The organism is Rhizobium sp. BG4, from assembly GCF_016864575.1.
Lineage (GTDB): Bacteria > Pseudomonadota > Alphaproteobacteria > Rhizobiales > Rhizobiaceae > Rhizobium.
The window spans coordinates 120,102-145,731 of sequence record NZ_CP044127.1; the positions used below are offsets into that span (position 1 = coordinate 120,102).

Sequence of the window (25,630 nt, forward strand, 5' to 3'; positions counted from 1 at the left end):
GGCTGCGCGGCGCATGATGCGTCGCGCAGCCCTTTCTGGACGCTATCGCGCGGGCTCTTGATTCCTGGCTCCAAGATATGGCCGGCGTTCAAGCTCGCTCGTCCTCAGCGAGCTTCTCAATCGCAGGAGATCCTTTCTGGCGATGAGGCCAAGAAGCTTCCCGCTCTCAGGATGGACTATCGGTATCCGCGCACTATCAGTTGAGAGCATTAGGTCGGCGATGAAGCCGACTGTGTCATCGGGATGTCCAACAGGAAGCGAGGCGTCTGATACCCGCTCACCGAGCGTTTGGCTGCCGAGCTCAGGGTTGCTTTGCCAGCCGAGAACGTCTCCACGGGTAACCACGCCTTCGAACCGCCCGTCGTCAGTCGTCACAGGATAGACGCGATGCGTCTTTTCCTGTCCGGCGAAAAACACGCAGGCTTCCGCCACCGTCATCTTGGCTGAGAAGGTGTCGACACGCTCGATCATGATTTCGGCTGCACGGGTCAGCTCAAATGGATCGATGCCGTATTCCCGCGTGATGTGCTGACCGCGGCGCGCGATCTTCTCGGTGAGGATCGAGCGGCGCAACAACAGAACGGTGACCGCGTAGGCAGATACCGTCGCAACAAGAAGTGGCACCATGACACTTGCGTCGCCAGTGATCTCAAAAGCGAAGAACGCTCCGGTCAGGGGCGCGCGCATCGTTCCGCCCATCATCGCCGCCATGCCGAGTAGAGCCCAGAAACCGGGCTCGCCTGGAAAAGCAAGTCCGACGATCCACCCCAGCGCACCGCCCAGGATCAAAAGGGGCGCTAGAACGCCGCCAGACGTTCCGGAGGACAACGCCACTAGCCAAATGCCTGCCTTAACCAGGAGAATGGCTATAACGGCCTTGGCCACGATGTGATTGCTGAGAAGATCGGAAATGATGTCGTAGCCGACACCGAGTGCTCTTGGCTCGATCAGTCCGCCCAACCCGACGACGAGACCGCCAACGGCCGGCCACCACATCCAGTGAAACGGAAGTTTTTCGAACGCGTCTTCGATCTTGTATAGCAGGGTGGTCAGCAGGCCGGACTGAAGGCCCGATACAATTCCCATCACGACACAGAGCAGGATACCCCACCATGCGAGATGAACATGGAACTGCGTGGGAAACAGTGGGCCGTCGGCGAAGATGAACGGACGCCAGCACACAGAAACGGCGGCGGCAACTGCGACGGGGATGAAACTGCGGGGCTTCCACTCGAATAGCAGCAGTTCGACCGCGAGCATGACCGCCGCGATCGGCGAGCCGAATATCGCGGTCATTCCCGCTGCCGCGCCAGCGACCAGCAACGTTTTACGCTCTGCCGCACTCATGTGAAAGAACTGGGCAAACAGCGAACCAATTGCCCCGCCGGTCATGATGATCGGGCCTTCCGCACCAAATGGTCCGCCTGTGCCAATGGAGATGGCGGAGGACAGCGGTTTCAGGAGAGCGACCTTCGGCGACATGCGGCTGCCGCCAATGAGGATCGCTTCGATTGCTTCCGGAATCCCGTGACCCCTGATTTTTTCCGATCCGAAGCGCGCCATCAGACCTATGGCCAACCCACCGAGGACTGGCGCAGCGACCATCCAAGGCGAGCGCGCCGCCGCCGCAAGAGACGACGGTGTAATGCTCCATTGTCCGAACCAGACCAGGTTCGTCACCAGAGATATAAGGCTCACGAGAACCCATGCCGCCATAGCGCCGCCGGAACCCACGATCACAGCCATGCCGATGAGTAGCAGAACGCGCCGATCGGTCGTGAAGTCGCCAGCTTCGCGTCGTGCGAGGCCGCCGGTAAAATCGTGCTGCGGATAATTTCGTGGGGGAGGGGGTATTGGCAATTCTTTCTCCAGAATGAAGTTCGTTCTTGGCACGCACATATATCGTGTTACGATACAAAGCAATTGGAATTCAGAGTGGAGTGCAAAATGACGCAACACGATACAGAGCTCCTTTCACCCGGAGACTACGAGGCGTTGGCAAACCTGCGTTACGAGCTTCGACGGTTCACCGATTTCAGTTCCTATGAGGTCCAAAAACTCAGTTTGACGCCACAGCAGCATCAGGCGCTCCTTGCGATCAAAGGCCTTTCCGGATCTCAACGGATGTCGATTGGAATGCTCGCCGATCGTCTGTTGGTGGCACCACAGACAGCGACTGGCCTGGTCGATCGATTGGAGGAAGAGGGTCTGGTGGAGCGGCAGGCAGTGAAGTCTGATGGCCGGAAGCAGACTTTGGCGCTGACTGCGAAAGCGGAGAAAATTCTCGAAGGCTTGAGCGGCGTGCACCTTCACGAAATTCGTGAGATGGCACCAAAGCTCATGCTTGCGCTTCGAGCCCTGCAGGACCGCCGAAAGCTGGAAAAGATCGCCTGGATGGCGTAATCGTCCGTTCATAACGAGACAAGGCAACACGAGGACGGATGACCCGCGGTAAAAAAACATTGAGCGCCGCCGATTATCAGACGCTGGCGACGCTCCGGTTCGCATTGCGCAAATTTTCGGAATTCAGCGCCTCGGCCGCGCAGGAGGAGGGGCTTCCTTCGCAGCAACATCAGGCTTTGCTTGCTATAAAGGGGCATCCAGGCCCGGAGCCGATGACAATCGGCCTTTTGGCGGGACGATTGCTGATCGCGCCTCATACTGCGACCGAACTCGTCAACCGTCTGGCCAAAAACGGCCTCGTGGATCGCAAGGTAGATCCCGTGGACAAGAGGCGGCAATACCTCGAGCTGACCGACAAATCACAGGAGATCATGCTTAGGCTGAGCGCAACGCATATGACGGAAATCAAGGAGATGGCCCCTGAGTTGATCCTGCTCCTGCAACATCTGCAGGACTGCTGAAATACCTCTTTCAAAGATTGTCAAGGCAATCGGAAAGCTCACCAAGCAAATCCATCTCGGCTTCAAGCCCAACAGACATCCTGAGAAGACCGTCTCGTATTCCGGCGACTTGGCGCGCCTCGTTGCCCATTCCGGCATGGGTCATAGTGGACGGATGTGCGATCAAGCTTTCCACACCGCCGAGTGATTCCGCCAGAGTAATAATCTTGAGGCCCCGCACGAAATTTCGCACTGCTCCTATGCCGCCGTCGAGTTCGAAGCTCAGCATTGCGCCGAAACCCTTTTGCTGTTTCGACGCAAGCGCGTGCCCTGGGTCCGAAGGCAGTCCGGGATAATAGACGCGGCTAACTTCTTTCCGGCGGCTTAGCATTGTTGCGATCAGGCCGGCCGTTCGTTGCTGCCTCTCTATCCTCGCGAAGAGCGTCCTTACACCGCGCAGTCTTTGGTAAGCGTCGAAGGGCGAACCCGTAACACCGATAAGGTTTGCCCAGGATTTGAGTTTCTCGTCGTCATCCGGTGATGCGGAAACCACTATACCTCCGACAACATCCGAGTGCCCGTTGAGATATTTGGTGGTCGAGTGGATGACCATATCTGCGCCGAGCTCGATCGGTTGCTGTAGTGCGGGCGAAAGAAAGGTGTTGTCCACCGCGAGTTTCGCTCCGGCTTCCTTTGCAAGGCGCGCTATCGTGCGAATGTCGACGACGCGCATCAGTGGATTGCTCGGCGTCTCCACGAGTACCAATGCCGGTTTTTTATAGAAGGCTGAACCAAGAGCTGCTGGATCGCTTTGGTCGACGAAGTCTGGGGCGAGCTGTCCCTTGTCTCGTAGAGATGTCAGCAAACGGTGAGTGCCGCCATAGCAATCATGGGGAGCCAGGACGCGATCGCCGACTGCCAGAGAGCTGAGAACCAGATGCAGTGCCGCCATGCCGGAAGCTGTGACGACCGCGGCGACGCCGCCCTCAAGTTTTGCGACGGTGTCCGCCAAGAGTTCACGCGTCGGGTTAGAAGTCCTCGAATACTCATATTGCTGGGCGGCTTCGAATTGCTGGAAAGCGTAATTGCTCGAGAGATAGAGTGGCGGTGTTACCGCGCCGAAGACGGTGTCGGCGGCGATACCGTTGGAGACGGCTACGGTCTTGTTGTCCTTGTTTTCCGGCATGATACGAACCGTCCGGCTCCCTCGGATTCTTAGAGTTTTACCATGCGCAAATACGGACGCAGCTCACGCCAGCCTTGAGGAAAGAGACTTTCGGCCTGCTCTTTGGTCAGTAATGGCGAAATAATCACCTCCTGACCGGGCTCCCAGTTGACAGGCGTCGAGACCTTCTGGGCGTCGGTGAGTTGGAGGCTGTCGATGGCACGAAGGATTTCGACAAAATTTCGTCCGGCGCTCGGCGGGTAGGTTAAAGTCAAGCGGACTTTCTTTTGAGGATCGATGACATAAACCGCTCGTACGGTCACAGTCGGATCGGTCTCCAGATGGATCATGCCGTAAAGTTCCGCGACTTTTTTATCGACGTCGGCGATCATAGGGAAGTTGAGCGCGTGACCCTGCGTCTCGGCGATGTCGCGCTCCCAGCTCTCGTGAGCATCCAAATCATCTACCGACAACCCGATAGGCTTAACCCCCCGTTTGTCCCACTCCGGCTTGAGCCGCGCGACTTCCGCCAGTTCGGTTGTGCAAACGGGCGTAAAGTTTTTGGGGTGGCTAAATAGGATGCCCCATGAGCCTCTCAGCCACTCATGGAAGTTAATCATACCTTGGGTGCTGTCCTGTTGAAAGTCCGGCGCTGTCTGTCCAAGTCGAAGAGTCATTTTCAAGCTCCTGTGTTGCCGACGCGCTCGTCGGCTGGCATGTTCTGGTTTGATACCATGGGCTGTCCGAGCTGGTGCGGAAGCGGCATGGAAATCCGTTTCTCTTCTTCGAAGATGTAATCGCGGGAAAGCGGCAATGTCGCGATGTCACGTGTCAGCTGCACCTGCCAATTCATATGCCCGGCCCGACGGAATGCGAGCTCTGAGGCTACCAGATAAAACTCGAACATCCTGCAAAACCGTTCGTCATAGATATTGGCTAGTGCCGCCCGATTTTGTTCGAATTTTTCCCTCCATAGCGCGAGCGTTTTTGCGTAATGAAGGCGCAATATCTCGACATCCGTTGCCCATAGGCCCGATTTTTCGACGACGGATAGGACCTCCGAGATTGCCGGCGAATAACCACCCGGGAAAATGTATTTAGCGATCCATGGATTTGTACTGCCAGGGCCGTCTGCGCGCCCGATCGCGTGAATTAAGGCAACGCCGTTAGGCCTCAGCATAGAGTAAATTTTGTCAAAGAAAGTTCGGTAGTGATCAATGCCTACGTGCTCGAACATTCCCACGGAAACGACGCGGTCAACCTGACCCGTCCAGTTCCGGTAATCAAGAAGCTGAAATGTTACTCTATCGGCGAGGCCGGCTTCATGTGCTCGCTTTCTCGCAACATTCAATTGCTCGGTCGACAACGTCAAACCAGTAACACGAGCACCGTATTCCCGCGCGAGGAACAGCGCCATGCCTCCCCAACCGCATCCGACATCGACAACCTCCAGGCCGGGCTGATCAAGTTTCAGCTTTGCGGCTATGTGAATCTTTTTCTTGAGTTGCGCTTCCTCAAGCGTTTCGTCTCCTCTCGGAAAATAGGCACACGAATACTGCATGTCCTCATCCAGCATCAGTGAATAGACGCGGCCATCGAGATCGTAGTGATGAGCTACGTTTCGTCGTGAGGCGCTTATCGAATTGAGCTGGTCGATCCAGCGCCTTACCCAGCGAAATTTCTCGAACGCCTTGTCGAAGAAATGTTGCCCTCCCTCCATCCAGTTGAGGGTTAGAATATCCAGTACTTCGAACAGTGTTCCCGATCCGGGCGTTATATCGCCGTCCATGTACGTTTCGCCAAGGGCTAGCGCTGGATTGAAGGTAAGCCGTCGCATTGCGCGCCGGGTCCTAATGACGAGTGATGCTCTCGGCTCGCGCCCGGAACCAAATTGCTTGCGGGTGCCGTTGGGAAGGGTGACATCAAGAGTTCCGATCTGAATAAGATTGGAAAGGAGGGCTTCGAATAACACTTTTGGCATGCCTCATAACAAGCTGCGACTGCTCGCATCACAGGCACTATAGTTCTTGAAAAATGAATGACAAGAGACGTTAATTCGGAAAAAGGGAACATGAAGTGGGAGGCGCGATGTCAGCCGGCAAGATCCGACACGCCTTTAAGAGCCATGATAGCGGTTTGTATATCGACGTTGTCTTCAGATGCTTCCGGGTAGACCGCGTAAGCAGGATATGAAAATTCCGGAGCTCCTTCAATCTGCTCCAATCTGCCCTGCTCAATGAGCCGGGCCACCGCGCCCTTTCTGAAATAGCCTGTGCCGCCGACCCGAAGGATGTAATTCAGGCCGAGCGGGCCGAGGCCGACCATCAAGCCGGGGTCTCCCCGGCTACCTGAGACCGCTTCCAGGTGGGATGAAAACATTGGCCCCCAATCCACGTGAACAAACTCGGCGACACCGGTTGTCGCTGCCTTGTCGACCGTGCTTCGTACAAGAACCAAGTGTTCCTCCTCGACGAGCTCGACTTTGTATCCGGGAAGAAGTCTGGGAGCGTACAGGACGGCAATGTCGAGTGTCCCAGTGCGCAGTTGCTCCATCAGGTGCTCAGGTACTCCGACGTGTGCCTGAAGGGAGACGTGGGGTGCCATATGTTTCATTTGGATCAACCAATCCAGGAGCAAAGGGTCCCACAGACTTAGCTCTCCACCGAGCGCTACCAAGCTGGTCTGGCCTTCAGGAAGAGAAAGCTGATGACGGGCGCGCTCCCAGACCTGAAGGAACGAGGCTGCATATTTCTCGAATTCGCGCCCCGCAGGGGTGAGTTGGGCACCATTTCGATTTCGCGTGAACAACTGCCGCCCAAGGGTTTCCTCAAGTGTCTTGATGCGGGCACTGACGGTGGTCTGCGTGACGTTCAACCGTTCAGCAGCTTTCCAGAAACTTCCGGTATTGATGATCTCAAGGAAGGTTCGCGCCCGGTCGACGTCCATTGCCGTATTCCTTTCAAGCAATAATTTTGCTTGAGACTAGCATTTAAATCAGTTTGCTCAATCATCAAATAGGGGAGAGGTTCTTCTCAAGGTCATGGTCCGCGAGTTTATGAAGCGGAACCTGGAAACTGTTTCCTTGGCATCGTAGCACAAAAAAACCAATGGCCTGCCAGCAACGAAGGAGGCCACCATGCACAACACTCCCAGCGACAGTATAACTCTCGTAGCAACTCTCGTCTTCTACTGGATGATTTTCAATCTTGCCGCTCCCGCCTTTAGTCATAGAGGCGACGAGAGCGAGCCGCCAGACGCGGATTGTAAACTCAAAGCGTTTACCCGCGATATGCTTGAGAAGCGCGGCGAACACTTTTCGGAGAGTGATTTTCTGTATGGCGCACGTGAGGCACGCAGCCTCATACTCCAAGATTTCGCCCGAGGCGACAAGGACGGATTGCGCCCTTTGATGACATCAGAAGTCTTCGACGCTTTCTGCAAAGCCATTGACGAAAGAAATTTGCGGCAAGAAACGTTGGATATCGCTTTGAGCGAGACTACAAGCGCCTGCATCACCGATGCAAGAAACCTTGCCGATTGCTCTGAAATCACCGTCATTTTCGTTGGCGTTAAGACTGAGACGGTGCATAGACCCGACGGCACCGAACATAGCTGGTCGTCGGATAAACGACTGGACCGCTGGATCTTTCGAAGGGAGCAAAACGATCGCGGTCAAAATTGGTGTGCAGCGGTGATTGATACCGTGGGAATCGACGAAGTCCCCGAACGGCCTAAGGCATCCACAACGACCAAAGCGGCCTAGCAAATAGGAAGCAGTCAGTTCGCGGTGATCAGATACAGACAAAAGAATATCGCGGAAACGGAAACCAGCGAGCCCCGCTCTCGATATCGTCGGAGCGAGTTGGCCAGGCCAAGGGCGGTAACAAACAATCCGCTCCCCAACCAGACGCCGCAGTTCACAAATAGTAATCCGCTCGCGCTGACCGCGATCGATGCTGCGAAGTTGATGATGACAATCCTAGCCTGGTGTCCAGCCTTCACGGGTTCGAACATCAAGAGAAAGGCGTTCCAACTGAGAGCGATGCTTGCCAACAGTAGTGCGGGCATCAGAAACATCGGGCCGGTTGACAGCAAATGCGGTCCCAGAGCCTCCATCACCGGACGCGGACCCCTACGTCGGTCACTATCATGTCCATCGGAATGTCGTGCTTCAATGGATGGATCGTTTTAAGTTTTTGATGTTCAAAGCCGACGCCCACAGCCATGGGTCGGGTGATACCCGCCAGCGTTCTGTCATAATAGCCACCCCCGTATCCAAGTCGATAGCAGGATGTGTCGAAGCCGACTAAGGGCGCTATGATGAGGTCTGGACGAACTTCCTTTCCCCGGTGGGGATAGGAATATCCCAAACGCCTCTCGTCAGAGCCTCTCCGGTGTTCCACGTCCGGAAGGCAAGCGCCTTTTCCTTTCCGACGACAATAGGCAAGGCACAGGTCGCGCCGCGTAGGACTGCGGCTGCCATCCATGCTCTTAAATCCGGTTCGCCCCGGAACGGCCAGTATAAGCTGACAATCCTACCATCGATCTCGGGAAAAATCTCGTCTAGCGCGGTCGCAATGGCAAACGTGCAACGCTCTCGGTCCTCTCGCGAAAGGCTTTTCCTCGCCTCTATCAGTCGAACCCGCTCCGCCTTTCGCCATACAGCGACATCGGTGATAGCATCGCCGTTCTTATCCGATCCCATGTAGGACGAACTCACCTCGTGGAGCGAGCAAGCTGGAGACGAGAACTCGTTTGGCTCGGAATCATTTATCACTGAAGCCAAGATGACGTCCTCCACTAATGTCTATGTGCTAGTCGGCGTTCGATAGTTGCGATCTCCAGTTGGATGTCTTTTATCTCATCGCGTAATTCCGTCTCGGTACCGTCTCCTGCATCCTCGTCGCTGGACGAGTGAAGGGATTCGCGCCAATCAAGCGCGGCTTGGAGGCTCTCACGCCGGCGATAAAGCTTGTCAATCAGTCCGTGACTTCCATGCATAGCCTCAACCTACCATCTTGTCGACAGAACAAACCCGTCATATTGTTCTCGCAGAAAGAATGTGATCTTATGTTTGTCGCTCGTCGTAAGAGGAGGTCCGCGTTCAGAATGGTCGAGGGAAAGTACCATAAAGCCGACGACCCGATTATAGACGGAAACGTTGTTTCCGACCGGTTTGGAATTTCGGAAGGTGAATTTCGCCGCTATATGCGCGAGGGCTTTATAGTGGGCCGTGTGGAGAATGGTGTGGGCGACGATGAAGGCACTCGTCGTATCTCTTTCGTGTTCGGAAACCGTCAATGGCAGGCGGTTATCACGAATGAGAATGCCATCCTTCACGAGATCATGACCTTCCGTAGGCCTTCACCTATCGCGCTCCATCGAATGCAAAACCTTCGCTCCGATAAAGGCTAACGCAACCACACCCTGATCTCGGGACTCCCAATGCGTTTTCGATCGCGTGCAAGCGTCTTCCTTACGAGCTTGAGGGCCGCCCGCCTAGCTGCCTCGTGATCTCGGTATTCGCCGGGCAGAACCCTTTCCTGGCTGCTCCAACAAGCCCGTGCACGATGGGAACGGAAATCGAAGAAGACGTCGATGTTTAAAGTTTCCATTTTATTGCCCTTTCATCAAAAGGCCGCGAAACTGAGGTCCAGGAATTCGCGGCGATCGTCGACATGCCGAACCCCCCGAATGTTTTCCGCCAATATTGCGCTGGCCTTGCGTTCCGCTTCGCAACGATATGTGCCCTCGAGCAACACAATGCCATCGCTGACCTTGACCCGAGTGCTTCCGGAAATCGTCCAGTTTGCATCTCGCAGGGAGCTGATGACATCGTCTTGGATCGTCGAGTCAGCGCGCATGAATGAACGATTCAGCACCGGCTTGGAAGCAAGCGCGCGCACCAGATCGCTTCTCGTGACGATGCCTGTAACGCGGTTGTTTTCGAGGACGGGCAACCATTTCACTCGTCCCGCTTCCAGAAGATCAGCAATGTCTGCGAGGGTGGTCGTGGAGGACACCGTCGTCACATTGATGTTCATCACGTCTTCCACGTAGGAGGAATGACATTTTACGTAGTCTCTTGCGATGGCCGTTGATGTTGTAAATAGATCGCGCCACCAAGTCCGAATGTGGTTCTCTGTTGAGATTTCAACACGGTGCAGAAGATCGTTCTCTCCGACCGCACCCAGCAGCCGCCCGAATGAAATCACGGGGACGGCACTGATCTTGTGTAACACCAGCAGGTTCGCCACTTCCCGAATGGTCGTTTTTGGTCTCACGGAGATAATGCGGGTGGTCATTACGTCTTGCGCATACATGGCTAGCTCCTTCGGAACGGCCTGTTTTAAAACGACTTTGCTCGCTCGTTTGGCGAAAGACAACCGAGGATAATTGTCGGTTAAGTGCAAAAAAATCGCTTGAACGCATTCGTCCACGTAACGGTCCGGATCGAACCCGTACCGACATTTGCTTGCACACAGCCCGTGACGATGCGATTAGGGTGACGCACGCATAATGTATTGGGGGGACGCCTGTGATCGTCTCCGAAAAAGCTGCGCGAACTCGCCGACTTACAGACATCGACAAGTTCATTGGCGCTCGCGTTAAATCAGCGAGGTTGAGTCTTGGTTGGTCTCAAAGTGACTTAGCCCAAGAACTTGGGATCACATTTCAGCAAGTGCAGAAGTACGAGAACGGCACAAACCGAGTGCGCGGCGATGTTGTTCTCGGTTTCCAAGTTTTTCAAAGTCCCGCTCCAGTACTTTTTCGACCAACCAGTGCCATCTGAGGTGGACGTCAGGCTTGGTGCAAAGGCGATGGCTGTGACCAGTAGTCGGGAGGTACGATTATTGAGAGCGTTTAGAGAAACCCCCGGATGTCTTCGGAAACGGTTCCTTGCTTTACTTAAGGTCATTACGGGGGAAGAGCACGAAGAGACGTCAGATTGACCGAGAAAAAATGGAGAGGGGTTTTTGGTAGCAACCTCCAGAGCGATCGGGATTTAGGTTTACCGCAGTCACCCGGAATATGGCTTTACGGAAAACTATCGGTATGCGATAATTTTCCTATATCTGCAGGTGCGGTCGAGTGACAAGCTCCCCATAGTTAGGTTCGCACCCGGTACTTTTCTGGAGATTAGAGATGTCTCATTCCGACGCAAGCGTCCCAAACGGAGTTCATGAGCATCCGCACAAGCCCTCCTTCGTCAATCGGTGGTTTTTCTCGACGAACCACAAAGACATCGGAACTCTATACCTGATCTTCGCTATCGTTGCTGGTATCGTCGGAGGCGCTCTCTCGATCGCCATTAGAATGGAACTCCAGGAGCCCGGCATCCAAATCTTCAACGGTCTGGCCTCGATGGTTTACGGCTTCGAAGGTGACGCCGCGATCGACGGTGGCAAACACATGTTCAACGTCTTCACCACCGCTCACGCCCTCATCATGATCTTCTTCATGGTCATGCCGGCGATGATCGGCGGCTTCGCCAACTGGATGGTTCCGATCATGATCGGTGCCCCGGATATGGCGTTCCCGCGTCTGAACAACATCTCCTTCTGGCTGATCGTTCCGGCCTTCCTGCTGCTCGTGCTGTCGATGTTCGTCGAAGGCCCGGCAGGAGCCTACGGGTCGGGTACCGGGTGGACGCTTTACCCTCCTTTGTCGAGTGTTGGACACCCTGGGCCCGCGGTAGATTTGATAATCTTCGCTGTACATATTTCGGGTGCCTCGTCGATCCTCGGCGCGATCAACTTCATCACCACGATCCTGAACATGCGCGCACCGGGCATGACGCTGCACAAGATGCCGCTCTTCGCCTGGGCTGTTCTGATCACGGCCTTCCTGCTGCTTCTCTCGCTGCCGGTTCTGGCTGGCGCCATCACCATGGTGCTGACCGACCGTAACTTCGGCACGACCTTCTTCGCGCCGGAAGGCGGCGGTGACCCGATCCTCTACCAGCACCTGTTCTGGTTCTTCGGTCACCCGGAAGTCTACATCCTGATCCTGCCGGGCTTCGGCATCGTCAGTCACATCATCTCGACCTTCTCGCGCAAGCCGATCTTCGGTTACCTCGGCATGGCCTACGCCATGGTCGCCATCGGTGCCGTCGGCTTCGTCGTCTGGGCTCACCACATGTACACGGTCGGCCTGTCGCTCGACGCACAGCGCTACTTCGTCTTCGCGACGATGGTCATCGCCGTTCCGACGGGCGTGAAGATCTTCTCCTGGATCGCAACGATGTGGGGTGGCTCGATCGAGTTCCGCACGCCGATGGTCTGGGCGATCGGCTTCATCTTCCTGTTCACGGTCGGTGGCGTCACCGGCGTTCAGCTGGCAAATGCTGGTCTCGACCGCTCGCTGCATGACACCTACTACGTCGTGGCTCACTTCCACTACGTTCTGTCGCTCGGCGCCGTCTTCGCCATCTTCGCTGCCTGGTACTACTGGTTCCCGAAGATGAGCGGCTACATGTACAACGAGTTCCTCGGCAAGCTGCACTTCTGGGTCATGTTCATCGGCGTCAACCTGGTGTTCTTCCCGCAGCACTTCCTCGGTCTCGCAGGCATGCCGCGTCGTTACATCGACTATCCGGATGCATTTGCCGGCTGGAACTACGTTTCCTCGATCGGCTCCTACATCTCGGCCTTCGCGGTGCTGATCTTCCTCTACGGTGTCTTCGAAGCCTTCGCAAAAAAGCGTTTCGCTGGAGACAATGCTTGGGGGGGCGGGGCAACAACATTGGAATGGCAGCTGCCTTCGCCGCCGCCGTATCACCAGTGGGAGAGGCTCCCAAGGATTCGTTGAGGGTATTTCATCGGCCGACTGCAAAAACGGCGCACTCATCGCCCTAATGTCGAACTGGACTTTTTACGGTGCGGCCCGCGATTTTTATCAGGCGAACCTCGGGAGAATGTAGCACGTTACGATAGAACCGTGAATTTGGTGACCGTTTGCCCCAGGCAATAGCAACTGCTGGAAGCCGAATCCATTGGTCGCCAACATCTTATCTTCCTGCGGGATAGGTACGTCAATTCGGTAGCTGAACGCAGCGAGCGACTGCGATCCCTACCGACGGCAACTGTGCTTTCTCGATTGATAGCGAGCATGCGGACCGTCATATGCTCAAAGGCACACGACCATAGTGCGGCGGGAGTGTTGATTTTGCGTCTGTCCCATACTGTTTGCATCCGACTGTCCTGACCCTGTCCCGAGAGAAGCTTCCGTTGACGTCTGCGCTGCGCTCGCAGCCGGGCACAGCGGAGCCAGGTCGAGTTCCATAAGGTTCGCGCAAAACCGCCCATAAGTTCCATAAAATAGCATTATGCCACAAGCCGTGAGTATAATGAAGGGCGCCTCGGGGCGCCCTTCATACAAAATTCACATCCCATTCCGGCGATAACGAAGCCGCTCCTGTTCAATTTGTTCGGCATTGTAGGGCGCGAGTGTATCGTCGAAACGGGTCCATCCTTGCTTCTCGTAGGCGGTGCGCCGTTCTGTCGGATCAACCCAATTCGAGCGCTTCAGAATAGCTTCAGCCTCTGGCGCCAGTGCCTCATCCACCTTGGCGGTGACGAGGGTTCCACCTCGGCGCACACCTTCGGCGTAGAAATGAGCATCTCGTTCTGGTACGCCGGAGCTCGTCAGTGCGCCGATAATTCCACCAGCGGCCCCACCTGCCACCGCACCAGCTGCGGCCCCGCTGCGGTGGCAGCAAGCCAACCGGCGGCGACAACCGGGCCAACACCCGGAATCGCCATTAAGCCGAGACCAGTGAGCAAACCGCCTGCCCCGCCGACAACAGCACCGATCCCGGCGCCAGTTCCGGCCCCTTCGGCGGCATTCGACTCGCCGTGCCGTCGATCACCATTGTTGGATACAATGCTGATATCAGTAGATGGAACACCAACAGCTTCGAGTTCACTGACAGCGGAGCTGGCGTCCGTATAGTCGTCAAAAAGTCCGGTAACAGTTTTCATGATAACCTCCTTGCGCTTGCGTTTCGCACTCACTTGGCAACAATATTGCCCTGATAATCGAGGGCGATCGAAACGGCTTTGCCGTCCTTCATGCCTTTGGCGTTCCAAACGCCTTTGTCGTCTTTGCTGAGATCTTTCACCTGCGTGTAACCTGCTTTTTCAATCCGATCCTTAGCCTGGTCCTCAGTAAAGCTGTTTGCGCCTTCCACCGGAGCCGTCGGATTTTTGGTGTCGGGGGTAGCAACTGCCGGCGTGTCGCCGTTGCTGTTGGCGGCTGGCGCGGTCTGAGCCAGTGCTGAAAGAGACGAGACGGAGACGAATGCGGCTGCGAGAACGATTTTCTTCATGGTTTCCTCTCTAGTTTAGATCGTCATATTGAATCTACCCAACCAACCCTCTGACATTGCATTGGTTCCAGCATCGGACCTTAGTCCGATAGGCTGAAGTACCGTTGGACAGCGACAGGAACGCCTGGACGGGCCCTGAACCCGATACCGCGCAATGGCCCAGCGGATAACAAATCGAAGCCTGCGCCGGGAAGCGACAACGAGCTGCCGCAGCGCCCGTGAAACCGTCCTTCCAGGCCAGCACGAAGCCTGCTGCTGACGGTTCTGGAATGGTTCCAACTTCCGCCATGGTGATGACCTGGACTTAAGTCCGATCGCGGAACAGCACGCGTTGAAGGCGCGTTCAAGACAAAATGGAGATCATGTCCCAGGGCGTGGTGTAGCTTAGACGACCACGGCTCATCCCAAAGGGCCGGATGAGTGTCAGCTTGCTGCTGGCAGGCTGATGAGTGGATCATCGCTCATCGTGGCGATAGTTTCCAGTGTCATGTAGCGAGATCGTTGAACGGCCCACTCGTCATTCTGCTCGAGCAGCAATGCTCCGACCAACCTGACGATGGCATCGTCGTTGGGGAAAATGCCGACGACTTCAGTGCGTCGCTTGATCTCGCCGTTAAGGCGTTCGATTGGATTTGTGCTGTGAAGCTTTGCCCAGTGCTGCTTGGGAAAGGTCATGTATGCGAGCACATCCTGTTCGGCACTATCCATCAGCGTGGCGAGTTTCGGCACCTTCGGCCTGATCTGGTCTGCTACATTGCGCCATTGGGTGCTTGCCGCGTCCGGGGTGTCCTGTGCGAAGGCGGTGGCGATGAAGGCGGAGACGACCCGCCGTCCGCTCTTACCAGCATGGGCTGCGCATGAAGTGGACTCTGCAGCGCTGCCAAGTGGCGCAGAGCACCTTCGATACTGCGGCTTTGATGCCCTCATGCGCATCGGAAACGGCGAGCTTGACGCCACGCAGACCCCGCCTGGTCAGCTTTCGCAGAAACTCGGTCCAGATCGCCTCGGCCTCGGAAGTGCCAATCTCCATGCCGAGCACCTCGCGCCGACCATCAGTGTTGACGCCCACGGCGATGATGACCGCGACCGAGACGATACGACCGCCACGACGAACCTTCAGGTAGGTGGCATCGATCCAGAGGTATGGCCACTCGCCCTCGGTGGGACGGTCGAGGAAGACCTTCACTTTCTCGTCGATCTCTTCGCACAGGCGGGACACCTGGCTCTTGGAGATGCCCGACATGCCCATCGCCTTGACGAGGTCGTCGACGGATCGGGTCGAAACGCCCTGGATATAGGCCTCTTGGATGACTGCCGTCAGGGCCTTCTCGGCCATTCGGCGTGGTTCGAGAAAGCTCGGAAAGTAGCTGCCTGTGCGAAGCTTGGGAATGCGAAGCTCGACTGTGCCAGCTCGTGTTTCCCAATCCCGGTCGCGATAGCCGTTGCGCTGGGCAAGTCGGAAGCCGTTCTTCTCGCCATAGCCCGCGCCGGTCTTCGTCGCGACCTCCAGCGCCATCAGCTTCTCGGCAGCAAAGCCGATCATCTCGCGCAGCAAATCGGCATCAGCGCTCTTCTCAACAAGCGAGCGCAGGTTCATCATGTCGTCGGTCATCGGTGGTGTCCCTCAGGTTGGCTCTAAGCAACCCGACCCTAGCGGAAAACGCCGGTGACCACCCTGTCAGCTACACCACGCGGCGGGACACGATCAAAATGGAAAACAGAGGCAGGGAAAGAAATGTCGATCGAACTATGGCAATCAACAATCGAGGTGGCGATCGACGGCGGTGATCATTTTAAGAGCGTGAGCAACAGCCGAGAAGCGCTTGCGTGCCTGATGACCTGTTGGCCCAGCCGCGGCGGCAAAGCTTTTGCCGCCGCCCGGCGGGCCTGTATCGGCGCTGTGGACGGTCGTGTGGACCCGTCGGTAGCAGCGGAAGCGTTCAAGAACGCGGCCTTGGAAGCCGGCCTGCTACGGCAGTAAACCGGTGCCAAGACGTTTCGATCGTGTCGCAAGTAAACAACATTGGGAGCTCTGTCGACGTATAACCGGACTATGGCGATATAACGCTCCCACAACCGGTCGGCGCATGAATGCCGCATGCCGGTTTGGAACTGTCAATCAGCATCGGGAGCTGAAGCCCCCCTGTTGCTTTTCGGCGTTGGCATGGACGCAGGATCTGAGGGGACTTCTAGGTCGACTGGGCGTCCCAGCGCCAGTGCCTCGTCCAGCGGTTCCTGGTACGATGCTTTGGAATTAGCCGTGACCGATCGAAGTCGAGCCTCCGTCATTGCCATCGATCGCCGAAACACGCATATTTTGTGTATCCAGATCGATTCTCAAAACACCATAGGAGTAACCATGGCCTTCCTTTCAAACATGGTCGCCATCGTAACTGGCGGCGGTTGAGGATAGGTCTAAGAGTTCGCTCCATAGCAGGGTAGGGATGGGGCAAAAGTTGTCGTGTTGCGCGGAGGCCACCGAGTTAAGGAAACAGCCTCTCTCATTGAGGAAGCGGGCAAAGAAGCGATCGCCCTTGCGGCCGACCTGATGACCTTACCGCCTTTGAACATGCCTTTGTTCGCGTCGCGAGCGAATTGGGCCTAATCGACGTCCTCATCAACAACCACAGCTCGTTTCCTGGCTTTAGTCCTATTTGGGACTGCGATCCCCTTATTTGGTAGCCGGATGTAGAGATCAATCTGCGTGGCACGTTAACACCTGCCGCCTGGCCGGCCCTATGATGCTGGCCCAGGGCAGCGGCCGGATCATAAAACTCGTTGGTGGCGGAACGGGCAACAGTTTTCGTCATGGCTGGCTCTGGTTACGCGCCCAGCAAATCCGCCAGCGATGCTCTCGCAGAGGAGAGGGATGCGATCGTTCCGGCAAACGACCGAGCACTGCGTTTTAGCTCCGCCGAGCAAGCGAAGATTTGAAGATATTCGGGAAGGTTGGAGAGCGAGGTTTGCAGAGTGCATGAATGAACGGGCGGCGCCGACGCCGTCGAAGCCCTTCACGTCCTATGCGGCGATCTTCATGCAAAGGAACCTCGGTGATGTAGAGGGATGACCTCAGATCGCCGATGGTTCCTGTTGCTCTTCCCGGCGTTTCGGTGAAGCTATACCTTAGTGCGAAGTTCGCTACGCATTTTCAAGTGGGAGCGCGCGGTGCTCGTAAACCAGCTGTTTCTGCGCTTCCCGGAAAACGCCCCGACCTCTATCGCCTCGGTGATGACGGTTGCCTAATCCTGACTGTATTATAGTGAGCCTTTCAGCTGGGACCGCTTATTCGGTAGGGGCCGGCTCGCTCGCTCGTTACGACAGATTTCCAGGTCAGGGTAATTTCGCCGCGCGCCAGCAACACATCTACCGCTTCATGGACGACCGGCATGAATTTGCGCCAGTCCAGCGGATCGTTGTGATCCCGCGCAAGACTGCGCGCCACTTCGCTCGGACAGGTTGTGCCAGCAGGTCGGCTTGCCACGAAACTTGAGATCGTCGATTCAGCATCTTTGGTCATCGCGCGACTTCATTCTCTCGAACCCTGAGTGACTCTATATGGGATAGCGCTAGCGGCTGACGATGGGCAAACTGTTCATAAGCCGCTGTTTTTCTCAGGTTGCAGTTAGCCCCTGACAAACCAGGAGGCTAAGTTTTCAATTTTCGTATCGATTGGTTGCGGGCCGCCGGTCAACATCCTTCAAGGCCAGCGTTTGGACTCAGGTTTACGTTTGATTGGCTGAACTGCCGTGAGTGCATACCCTGGTCCGATTGCGGCCCTCTCTCTTTGCCGCATAAAGTGCTGCATCGGCTTCCCGCTGAAGGTCGTCCACGCTCTTTGGCGCACGGTCCAGGGGGAGGGTAGCGACGCCGATGCTGAGCGTTACTACTGGCGCCGCCCTCGATGCGGGGTTGGGAAATGAGGCAGCCTCGACGCGCTGTCGGATCGTCTCGGCCAAGCTGAGGGCCGTCTTTGCATCGCAACCAGGAAGAAAAATCAGGAACTCCTCCCCACCAAAGCGCGCGACCTGGTCGTTGTCGTTCCTCAAGCTGCTCTCGATGATACCGGCCACCTTGACGAGGCAGCGATCACCTTCGGCGTGGCCGAGACTATCATTGAGGCGCTTGAAGTCGTCGACATCACACATCAACATCGCAGCTTCCAGGCCGCCAGGTCCATTCTTCCAATAAGCTTCAAGCGTTGCCATCATTGATCTTCTGTTTGCAACACCTGTCAGGGGATCGGTGCGGGCCAGTCGTTCCAGACGGCCGTTAGCATCTTTCAGATCTGCAAGGCGTTTGCGATCGCGTAGCTCCAGAAGAAAAGTTTTCTGCGCCAGAATAATTGCGGTCCGGCGCGCTACCAGGGTTGCCATTATGCCAGCCGCAAAAAACAGCGAGCCCGCGATCGCGCTCCCCGGTCCTATCATCGGATTTCGGAGCTGGAATATCAGGTAAATAAAGATCGCTCCCACGCCCACCATAGTTGCAAGGGTGAGCGGCACCGGGAATATCACTATCGCAGTCACAGCCACGAACAACATGATCGTTAGATGCCGCTCATAGAATTCGCCCCCGGAAGCTACCCCAACCAGGGCGACTGACAGCAAGATGACCAGGATGCCACCGAGCAATACTGAGAATTGTTGCCGTGGCCCACGCGGCTTCGAGAAAAAAATGGCGGTCGATATTGCGGCGGGAAGAAGCAGTGATGCCGGCAAGAACATTGCTGTAGCTGTTTGCGACGGAAGGAGGAGCAGATTTAGCGTGAGAGTGACGACATCCAGCAGAACAACCCACACCATCCATGCACGGATGATCTTCGCTGCCTGCGTGGCCGAACGTTCACGGAAAAGCTGGGCCAGTTCTCCTTCGAGGCGTATGTGCCGCGTCCGGCCGTCTAGCAACCGTTGGACCTCGGCCCAGCCCCCTTCGGTAACAACGGGAGTTTCTCTCGGCGGCGACGGCTGGGCGCCAGTGCGGACTCTTTCCATACCCATGGTTGTGAGTTAGGTCGCGACAAAGGATGAGCAAGGCCACCGGTCATCCCGACTGGAGCCAAGTCGTGAAAGTGTGGGTACGGCGGTTCGGGTAGATTTCTGATAGTTCCGACCGCAAGCACGGTTACTATAGATCCGACTAGGCGGGTGTTGATTGAAGCTGTGAAGGGCTCGGCAGGTCGTTACTCTGCTGCCTCGGTGCGATTGCCAGACTGGCTCAACCGAGCTTTCTGGCCGCTTGCCCAGCTGCGGGCGTGGCTTTCAAGTACGAAGTCTCGTTCGGTCACAGCACCGTTCTCAACGACACGTACCCACCATTTATTGTCTTTGAAATCAACATTGACAGAGTTCAGCTCCATCGTTGCGTCCTCCGCGTCTCGGGGCGCAAGGTGCCAATCTCACAGCGGCAACGAGCCTCGTCATTTCTGCTGCCGATATCCGATAGTACGCTAACGTACTCTGGCTTGTCCATCCGAAAGGTTGGAAAAGGTCAAGTCAAAAATCGGCGCCATCACCCTGGCCGACGACTCGGAAGATGAAATGCGGCTTGGAGAGGCCCCTTCGATCGCGCCGAACGTGGGTGCCGTCTGGTATCAGTAAAAAGTGCCCTGCGCCCCGACCTTGATGTCGTCCGGCACATGGATCAACATCGACCGGCCGTCCCGGACGCTGTGGAGGCGGCGGTCGAGTGGCGAAGTCATCTGGGCGGGCGCTTGACTTCTTCTTTCACACGATCTCGGGCTCTGAAGGCGCTTCTTCTAAGGTACTATTCGACCTCTATGTGTTTGCGGGTTCTCGAACCGCCTCGATCCTCGTCAGCCCTGTGCCCAGCGTCCTGACGGAAAGGTCGTGCAATTTGCCAGACAACCTTACTGCATGACCCATTCTCGCAACGGAGCGGATGTTGCGCAGACAAAGCAACCGAACGAGCTGTCCGCTCCGACCCGACGGGGGCGCGGCTGCGGGAGCCACGACCGCGTTTTTCTTCTTCATCGGCACGGTGTCTGCGTGACCCTTGCGAAACTCCAACGAATGGCGGCACTGATAACTGATCGGCTCCGGTCGCACGAATCCCACGGCTAGCCGGGCACGGTCGCACGCGCCATCGCGAACGAGCAACTGGAACTATCGGTCACCTATGTATTCTGACGGCATGAGAATCAATATCGCAATCATATCAATGGCGGGCGCCGTGTTGGCTGCGTGCAGCCCGGCTGGACCTTCTGGCAACTCGTCCGTACCTCAGCCAGCCAAGCCTGTCGAAATCGAGCAATACCTAGGCCATTGGTTCGAGATGGCGCGCTACGGAAATCAGTTTGAGCGCGGTTGCGAGGCCGTTACTGCCGACTACTCGCTTGGTGAAGATGGTATGGTCCGCGTGCTCAACACTGCCGGGAAGGCGGAATAGACGGTAGGCGCAAAGAATCCGAAGGCAGGGCAAAAACTGTCCCGGATAGCGGCAACGCCAAGCTCAAAGTATCGTTCTTCGGCCCGTTTTACGGGGATTACTGGATCCTTGATCGCGCCGCGGATTATTCTTGGTCGATAATTGGCGAACCTTCGGGTCGATATTTATGGTTCCTGACTCGGAGACCCGACCCGACAAAAAAGACCCGTAACATGCTTGTCGAAAAGGCCAAAGCGCTCGGCTACGATGTCGACATGCTGCGGTGGACGCAGCATTAGAAGCATTGTGGATGCTCGCCGCTCTGAGGGGCGCGTCATCTAAACTAGCTGCAACTGATCCGTCCGGAGGTCATCTGCCCTTTCGAGAGAGGATAGCGTCACCCCCAGCAATCGTATGCCTTGCGGCAGCGGAAAGATTGACTTCAAGAGCGAGGCGACGGCCTCGTCGATTTCGCCGGCAGACAGGAAAGACCGCTCGACTGTCCTTGCGCGCGTGATCTGCGTGAAGTCAGCATATTTCACCTTCAGCGTCACGGTTTTTGCCCTGATCGAGTTGGTCTCGCAATAGCGCCAGACCTTGGCGATGAGCGGGCGCACGCCCTCGAGCGCCGGGTCATAGCTGTGAATGTCCTGCGCGAAAGTATCCTCGGCGCCGACCGATTTGCGGATCCTGTCCGGCTTGACGCGGCGCTCATCGATGCCGCGGGCAATGCCGTAAAAGTATGGACCAGCTTTCCCGAAATGATCGGTCAGGAACTGCAGCGACTGCGCCTTGAGGTCGGCGCCGGTCTGGATTCCGAGGCGGTGCATCTTCTCGGCGGTCGCCGGCCCGACGCCGTGGAATTTCTTCACGGCCAGCCCTTCGACAAAGGCAGGGCCGTTCTTCGGCGTGATGACGGCCTGCCCGTTCGGCTTGTTGAGGTCGGAGGCCATTTTGGCGAGAAACTTGTTGTAGGAGATTCCGGCTGAAGCATTCAGCCCGGTAACGGCCTTGATCCTTGCGCGGATCTCCAGCGCGATCTCGGTCGCGATCGGCATATCCTTGAGGTTTTCGGTCACATCGAGATAGGCCTCGTCGAGCGACAGAGGCTCGATCAGCGGCGTGTATTCGGCAAAGATCTCGCGGATCTGCTGCGAGACGGCGCGATAGACCTCGAAGCGGGGCGTCACAAAAATCAGGTCAGGGCATTTGCGAGCGGCCGTGACCGAAGGCATCGCCGAGTGGACACCGAATTTTCGTGCTTCATAGCTAGCAGCCGCAACCACGCCTCGGGCGGCTGCACCACCGACGGCGAGCGGCTTGCCACGCAGTTCCGGATTATCGCGCTGTTCCACTGACGCGTAAAACGCATCCATGTCGACATGGATGATCTTTCTAATCGTCGAAGCTGCCGTCACATCCATTGGTGCGGCCTCAGGTGAAGTTCGAAGTGTGCCGGTTCATGTCTATTTCATCTATCTAAATGAATAGAACAAAGTAAGAACTTTTTTAGCTGGAGTCAAATAGCTGTGGCGATCCGTTGCCTCGGCTAGCGCCCTGCCAGCCCATCCTGTGTTCATTTTTTCTGAAGACACCTCCCGGAGTGCGGGACGGCCGGACTGCCGCGACTGCTGCCGAGCATCCCTGCAGGCCAGGACGAGCGGGGCACCTGACCTGCGATGGACAACCTGCGCTGATCGCGCAGGCGGCGATTGAGCGACAGCCGGGGGCAAGAGGATCGAGCTGCGACCGAGTACGCTTTGTTTTCTCCTTTGCCATCTCAATTTTTTGGCTGGACGGCAGCTCCGATATAGACGGCGTGCCTTTCCGGATTGGCCGAACTTGAAATCCGGATTGGACGAAGATATCTTCCGGATCAGACGAATAGTTACGGTTAGTTCCAAAGGGGCCAATATTTGATCAGCAACAACAAGGCCGACCTGCTGTTTCCCAGAGGTGCGTCTCAACGCGTGGCCATAGCCATGACAGATACGCCGGTCGTCCTCGTGAATGGACCCCGACAATGCGGCAAGACCACTCTGGTACGATCTCTCCTCAAGACAGACCGGCCGTATTTCACGCTGGATGACGACACGACGCTCGCATCGGCAAAGACCGATCCGGTCGGCTTTATCAGGCAAATCGATACTGCAATCCTCGACGAAGTGCAGCGGGCTCCCGAACTGTTGCGCGCCATCAAAAGCGCCGTCGACAACGACCGACGTCCCGGCCGATTTCTTTTGACAGGATCCGCCAACATCCTTGCGCTTCCGACCGTCTCGGAAAGCCTTGCCGGCAGGATGGAGGTTGTGACCCTGCTGCCCCTGGGCCAGGCAGAAGTCCTGAGAGGGAAGGGCAATTTCCTCGACAAGGCATTTGCCGGAGAGCTTACGGCGCCTGGGAGCGTTATTGTCGGGTCTGACCTGATCGAACACGTCCTCACTGGCGGATATCCGGAGATGATCGCACGCCCCGATCCTCGCCGTCGTTCTGCTTGGGCAAGAGAATATATCCGAGCGATTGTCGAGCGCGACGTTAGCGAAATCGCCGATGTCGAGCGTCTCGACCAGATGCCTCAGCTACTTCGCGCACTCGCACATCACTCGGGACAGCTCTTGAATTTCGCGCAGCTGGCAGGACAAATCGGTCTCGATGATAAAACCGCGCGTCGCTATATCGGCATCTTCGAGAACCTGTTTCTGGTGCGCAGGATCGAGCCATGGTTCCGCAATCCACTGAAGCGTCTCGTGAAGACGCCGAAGCTGTTCTTCCTGGATAGCGGACTTCTTGCCGCATTAACGGGATTGACCCAGGATCGTATTGCAAGAGACCGCTCGGCCTTCGGTGCCCTGCTCGAAACCTTCGTTGCCAATGAGATTCTCAGGCTCGCCACATGGAGCGATGCTCGACCGACCTTCCATCATTATCGTGACAAAGATCAGGACGAGGTCGATATTATTCTGGAAGATGAGAGCGGCGATATCATCGGGCTTGAGGTAAAGGCTGCGGCGACGGTCACAGCGCCGGATTTCAAGGGCCTCCGGAAAGTTGCGGCTGCCACCGGAAGCGCCTTCAAGGCAGGATGGGTTCTTTACGACGGGGACAAGATCCTACCCTTTGGTGATAGACTGGCGGCGGTCCCGCTTTCCTGCCTCTGGGGCGAGTGATTTCGGAAACAGCCCATCGCTTGCGGGAATGCTCACACAAAAAAGGTCGATTCAACGCAGAGCTGCATGCTGCGGCGGCGCCGTGTGGCTTTCCGTAGCGAAGGCGCGGCTTCCGTGCGTGCTAACTCGTAAAGCCAGGTTGAAGAGCAGGCTATTTCCTCAGTGGAAAGAGTCTCGTGAGACTGGGCGCGGGTACCATAGTGCCGACATCCGCCACCACATGCTAACGTGTGCGGACCTGTACGTGGCACCTGATGCTCGTGCGCAAACACGGCTTCTTTTCGCAGCCGAGTTGCAGAACGAAAATATATTCCTTTAGCGCCGGCGCGCCGTAGAGAATATTGGGCCGAACCCAAGCGACAACCGAGTTCCCACGCCGCCGACAAGTATCGGCACCGGGAGCCGAGAAGGTGAACGCAATTGACCGAACGGCAACTTCATCTGGGCGCCTTCATGCGCCCCGTCAGCCTCCATACCGGAGCCTGGCGGTATCCGGGGTCTTATCCGGACGCGAATTTCAACTTTGCCCATATCGTCGCGTTTGCGAAGAAACTGGAAGCGGCGAAGTTCGACGCCTTCTTCATGGCCGATCATCTTGCCGTGCTCAACATGCCCGAGGAGGCTTTGAAGCGCAGCCACACGGTCACGTCGTTCGAGCCGTTCACGCTGCTTTCCGCTATTGCGGCGCTGACGAGCCGCATCGGTCTCGTCGCCACGGCATCGACCACGTTCGACGAGCCCTATCATGTGGCGCGGCGCTTCGCATCTCTCGATCACATTAGCGGCGGACGCGCCGGGTGGAACATCGTCACGACTTCCAATCCCGATGCTGCACTGAATTTCGGCCTTGATGCGCATGTCGCTCATGGCGAACGCTACGAACGTGCGCGCGAATTCTATGACGTCGTCACCGGTTTGTGGGATAGCTTCGACGACGACGCCTTTATCCGCGATATCGAAAGCGGTGCCTTCTTCGACCCGGCGAAGTTGCATGCCCTCAACCATAAAGGCACTGAACTGTCCGTACGGGGTCCGCTTAATATCGCCCGCCCTCCACAAAGATGGCCCGTCATCGTTCAGGCCGGTCAATCCGACCCGGGCCGGCAGCTTGCCGCTGAAACGGCTGAGGTCGTCTTTTGCTCGCCGCGCGACTTGCCCTCCGGACAGGCGCTCTATGCCAATATCAAGGGGCGGATGGGAAAGGTGGGGCGCAACCCTGATCATCTGAAGATTCTGCCTGCGGCATTCGTGGTGATCGGGGATACACTTGAGGAGGCGAGGGCGAAGCGCGCCCGTCTTGATACCCTCGTGCATTACGACAGCGCTATCGCTTCGCTGTCGATCGCGCTTGGCCATGACGCCTCGAAATTCGACCCTGACCAGCCGCTTCCCGAGGTGCCTGAGACCGATGCCAGCAAGACCGGCCGCGAGCAGGTGCTGAGGCTCGCGGAGCAGGAGCGTTTGACCGTCCGCCAGCTGGCGCAGCGCTATGGCGGCTACTCGGGTCTCGCCTTTGTCGGCACGCCGCAGCAGATCGCCGACGACATGGCCCAGTGGCTTTATGAAGGGGGATCCGACGGTTTCAACGTCGTCTTCCCCTATCTGCCGCAGGGGCTCGACGATGTTGTCGAGCGGCTGGTTCCGGAGCTCCAACGGCGGCGGCTCTTTCGCACGGATTATGAGGGAAAAACGCTACGCGACCACCTCGGGCTTTCGCGGCCGAAGAGCCGCTACGCTTGAA

At 56.8% G+C, this 25,630-nt stretch carries 23 protein-coding genes and 3 pseudogenes; 10 read left to right on the plus strand and 16 right to left on the minus strand.

Features of this window, described 5'->3' with window-relative positions:
• Nucleotides 1-42: 42 nt before the first annotated feature.
• Nucleotides 43-1,899 (minus strand): chloride channel protein, encoded by a 1,857-nt coding sequence (locus F2982_RS28220; protein WP_203431609.1) that lies wholly within the window; start codon nt 1,897-1,899, stop codon nt 43-45.
• Between the two features lie 48 nt (nt 1,900-1,947).
• On the opposite strand from F2982_RS28220, the gene F2982_RS28225 reads away from it, so the two are divergent.
• A complete protein-coding gene (locus F2982_RS28225) occupies nt 1,948-2,403 on the plus strand; it encodes a MarR family transcriptional regulator (protein ID WP_203431467.1) in 456 nt (151 codons plus the stop codon).
• Between the two features lie 38 nt (nt 2,404-2,441).
• Complete coding sequence (locus tag F2982_RS28230; RefSeq protein ID WP_203431468.1) at nt 2,442-2,864, plus strand: helix-turn-helix domain-containing protein; 423 nt, start codon at nt 2,442-2,444, stop codon at nt 2,862-2,864.
• Between the two features lie 10 nt (nt 2,865-2,874).
• On the opposite strand, the gene metB is transcribed toward F2982_RS28230, so the two are convergent.
• The 4 genes from metB to F2982_RS28250 all read right to left on the minus strand — a co-directional run bounded on the left by metB (nt 2,875) and on the right by F2982_RS28250 (nt 6,954).
• Nucleotides 2,875-4,029, minus strand: coding sequence for a cystathionine gamma-synthase (gene metB / locus F2982_RS28235; protein ID WP_203431469.1), 1,155 nt, complete (start codon nt 4,027-4,029; stop codon nt 2,875-2,877).
• A gap of 29 nt (nt 4,030-4,058) precedes the next feature.
• On the minus strand, nt 4,059-4,685 hold the full coding sequence (locus tag F2982_RS28240; protein ID WP_203431470.1) for a peroxiredoxin: 627 nt from the start codon (nt 4,683-4,685) through the stop codon (nt 4,059-4,061).
• Nucleotides 4,686-4,687: 2 nt separating this feature from the next.
• Nucleotides 4,688-5,980, minus strand: a complete 1,293-nt coding sequence (locus tag F2982_RS28245; RefSeq protein ID WP_246777722.1) for a cyclopropane-fatty-acyl-phospholipid synthase family protein — start codon at nt 5,978-5,980, stop codon at nt 4,688-4,690.
• A 119-nt stretch (nt 5,981-6,099) separates the two neighbouring features.
• Nucleotides 6,100-6,954, minus strand: a complete 855-nt coding sequence (locus tag F2982_RS28250) for a LysR family transcriptional regulator (protein WP_203431472.1) — start codon at nt 6,952-6,954, stop codon at nt 6,100-6,102.
• Between the two features lie 190 nt (nt 6,955-7,144).
• On the opposite strand from F2982_RS28250, the gene F2982_RS28255 reads away from it, so the two are divergent.
• Nucleotides 7,145-7,771 carry a Tim44/TimA family putative adaptor protein gene (locus F2982_RS28255; RefSeq protein ID WP_203431473.1) on the plus strand — a complete coding sequence of 209 codons (627 nt, stop codon included), beginning with the start codon at nt 7,145-7,147 and terminating at the stop codon, nt 7,769-7,771.
• A 14-nt stretch (nt 7,772-7,785) separates the two neighbouring features.
• Here the strand turns inward: F2982_RS28255 and F2982_RS28260 are convergent, their stop codons facing one another.
• Genes F2982_RS28260 through F2982_RS28265 form a run of 3 tightly spaced genes read right to left on the minus strand, consistent with a single transcriptional unit; the run spans nt 7,786 to nt 8,794 of the window.
• Entirely contained in the window at nt 7,786-8,127 is a 342-nt protein-coding gene (locus F2982_RS28260; RefSeq protein ID WP_203431474.1) for a hypothetical protein, read from the minus strand.
• Complete coding sequence (locus tag F2982_RS32215) at nt 8,124-8,411, minus strand: 5-formyltetrahydrofolate cyclo-ligase (RefSeq protein ID WP_348652547.1); 288 nt, start codon at nt 8,409-8,411, stop codon at nt 8,124-8,126. The genes F2982_RS28260 and F2982_RS32215 overlap by 4 nt, the downstream gene beginning before the upstream one ends.
• Complete coding sequence (locus tag F2982_RS28265) at nt 8,324-8,794, minus strand: hypothetical protein (protein ID WP_348652550.1); 471 nt, start codon at nt 8,792-8,794, stop codon at nt 8,324-8,326. Before F2982_RS28265 ends, F2982_RS32215 begins: the two co-directional genes overlap by 88 nt.
• A gap of 323 nt (nt 8,795-9,117) precedes the next feature.
• Here F2982_RS28265 and F2982_RS28270 point away from each other — a divergent pair, with 323 nt between their 5' ends.
• Entirely contained in the window at nt 9,118-9,423 is a 306-nt protein-coding gene (locus tag F2982_RS28270) for a DUF6522 family protein (RefSeq protein ID WP_203431475.1), read from the plus strand.
• 215 nt (nt 9,424-9,638) lie between these two features.
• Here the strand turns inward: F2982_RS28270 and F2982_RS28275 are convergent, their stop codons facing one another.
• Nucleotides 9,639-10,331 carry a CBS domain-containing protein gene (locus F2982_RS28275; protein ID WP_203431476.1) on the minus strand — a complete coding sequence of 231 codons (693 nt, stop codon included), beginning with the start codon at nt 10,329-10,331 and terminating at the stop codon, nt 9,639-9,641.
• 215 nt (nt 10,332-10,546) lie between these two features.
• Between F2982_RS28275 and F2982_RS28280 the strand changes: the two genes are divergently transcribed.
• Together F2982_RS28280 and ctaD are read left to right on the plus strand one after the other, a co-directional pair.
• The gene (locus F2982_RS28280) at nt 10,547-10,801 is read left to right on the plus strand and encodes a helix-turn-helix transcriptional regulator (protein ID WP_246777723.1); all 255 of its coding nucleotides are present in this window, start codon (nt 10,547-10,549) and stop codon (nt 10,799-10,801) included.
• Nucleotides 10,802-11,154: 353 nt separating this feature from the next.
• Nucleotides 11,155-12,819 (plus strand): cytochrome c oxidase subunit I, encoded by a 1,665-nt coding sequence (gene ctaD / locus F2982_RS28285; protein ID WP_203431477.1) that lies wholly within the window; start codon nt 11,155-11,157, stop codon nt 12,817-12,819.
• A 573-nt stretch (nt 12,820-13,392) separates the two neighbouring features.
• Here ctaD and F2982_RS28290 read toward each other — a convergent pair.
• The 3 genes and pseudogenes from F2982_RS28290 to F2982_RS28300 form a co-directional block, all read right to left on the minus strand.
• Nucleotides 13,393-13,991: pseudogene (locus tag F2982_RS28290) on the minus strand (general stress protein).
• 29 nt (nt 13,992-14,020) lie between these two features.
• On the minus strand, nt 14,021-14,338 hold the full coding sequence (locus tag F2982_RS28295) for a PepSY domain-containing protein (protein ID WP_203431478.1): 318 nt from the start codon (nt 14,336-14,338) through the stop codon (nt 14,021-14,023).
• A 517-nt stretch (nt 14,339-14,855) separates the two neighbouring features.
• Nucleotides 14,856-15,950: pseudogene (locus tag F2982_RS28300) on the minus strand (IS256 family transposase).
• A 123-nt stretch (nt 15,951-16,073) separates the two neighbouring features.
• Here F2982_RS28300 and F2982_RS28305 point away from each other — a divergent pair.
• Nucleotides 16,074-16,319 (plus strand): DUF982 domain-containing protein, encoded by a 246-nt coding sequence (locus tag F2982_RS28305; RefSeq protein ID WP_203431479.1) that lies wholly within the window; start codon nt 16,074-16,076, stop codon nt 16,317-16,319.
• 1,287 nt (nt 16,320-17,606) lie between these two features.
• Here the strand turns inward: F2982_RS28305 and F2982_RS28310 are convergent.
• From F2982_RS28310 to F2982_RS28320, 3 genes are all read right to left on the minus strand, one after another.
• On the minus strand, nt 17,607-17,855 hold the full coding sequence (locus F2982_RS28310) for a DUF3253 domain-containing protein (protein ID WP_203431480.1): 249 nt from the start codon (nt 17,853-17,855) through the stop codon (nt 17,607-17,609).
• 205 nt (nt 17,856-18,060) lie between these two features.
• On the minus strand, nt 18,061-19,242 hold the full coding sequence (locus F2982_RS28315) for a GGDEF domain-containing protein (protein WP_246777724.1): 1,182 nt from the start codon (nt 19,240-19,242) through the stop codon (nt 18,061-18,063).
• 275 nt (nt 19,243-19,517) lie between these two features.
• Complete coding sequence (locus F2982_RS28320) at nt 19,518-19,694, minus strand: hypothetical protein (protein WP_203431482.1); 177 nt, start codon at nt 19,692-19,694, stop codon at nt 19,518-19,520.
• A 794-nt stretch (nt 19,695-20,488) separates the two neighbouring features.
• Between F2982_RS28320 and F2982_RS28325 the strand changes: the two are divergent.
• Nucleotides 20,489-21,021 (plus strand): annotated as a pseudogene (locus tag F2982_RS28325) (lipocalin family protein).
• A gap of 39 nt (nt 21,022-21,060) precedes the next feature.
• On the opposite strand, the gene dinB reads toward F2982_RS28325, so the two are convergent.
• Nucleotides 21,061-22,146, minus strand: coding sequence for a DNA polymerase IV (gene dinB / locus F2982_RS28330; protein ID WP_203431483.1), 1,086 nt, complete (start codon nt 22,144-22,146; stop codon nt 21,061-21,063).
• Nucleotides 22,147-22,704: 558 nt separating this feature from the next.
• Here dinB and F2982_RS28335 point away from each other — a divergent pair.
• Nucleotides 22,705-23,889, plus strand: a complete 1,185-nt coding sequence (locus F2982_RS28335) for an ATP-binding protein (protein WP_130279909.1) — start codon at nt 22,705-22,707, stop codon at nt 23,887-23,889.
• Between the two features lie 420 nt (nt 23,890-24,309).
• Nucleotides 24,310-25,629, plus strand: coding sequence for an LLM class flavin-dependent oxidoreductase (locus F2982_RS28340; protein ID WP_246777725.1), 1,320 nt, complete (start codon nt 24,310-24,312; stop codon nt 25,627-25,629).
• Nucleotide 25,630: the final 1 nt, after the last annotated feature.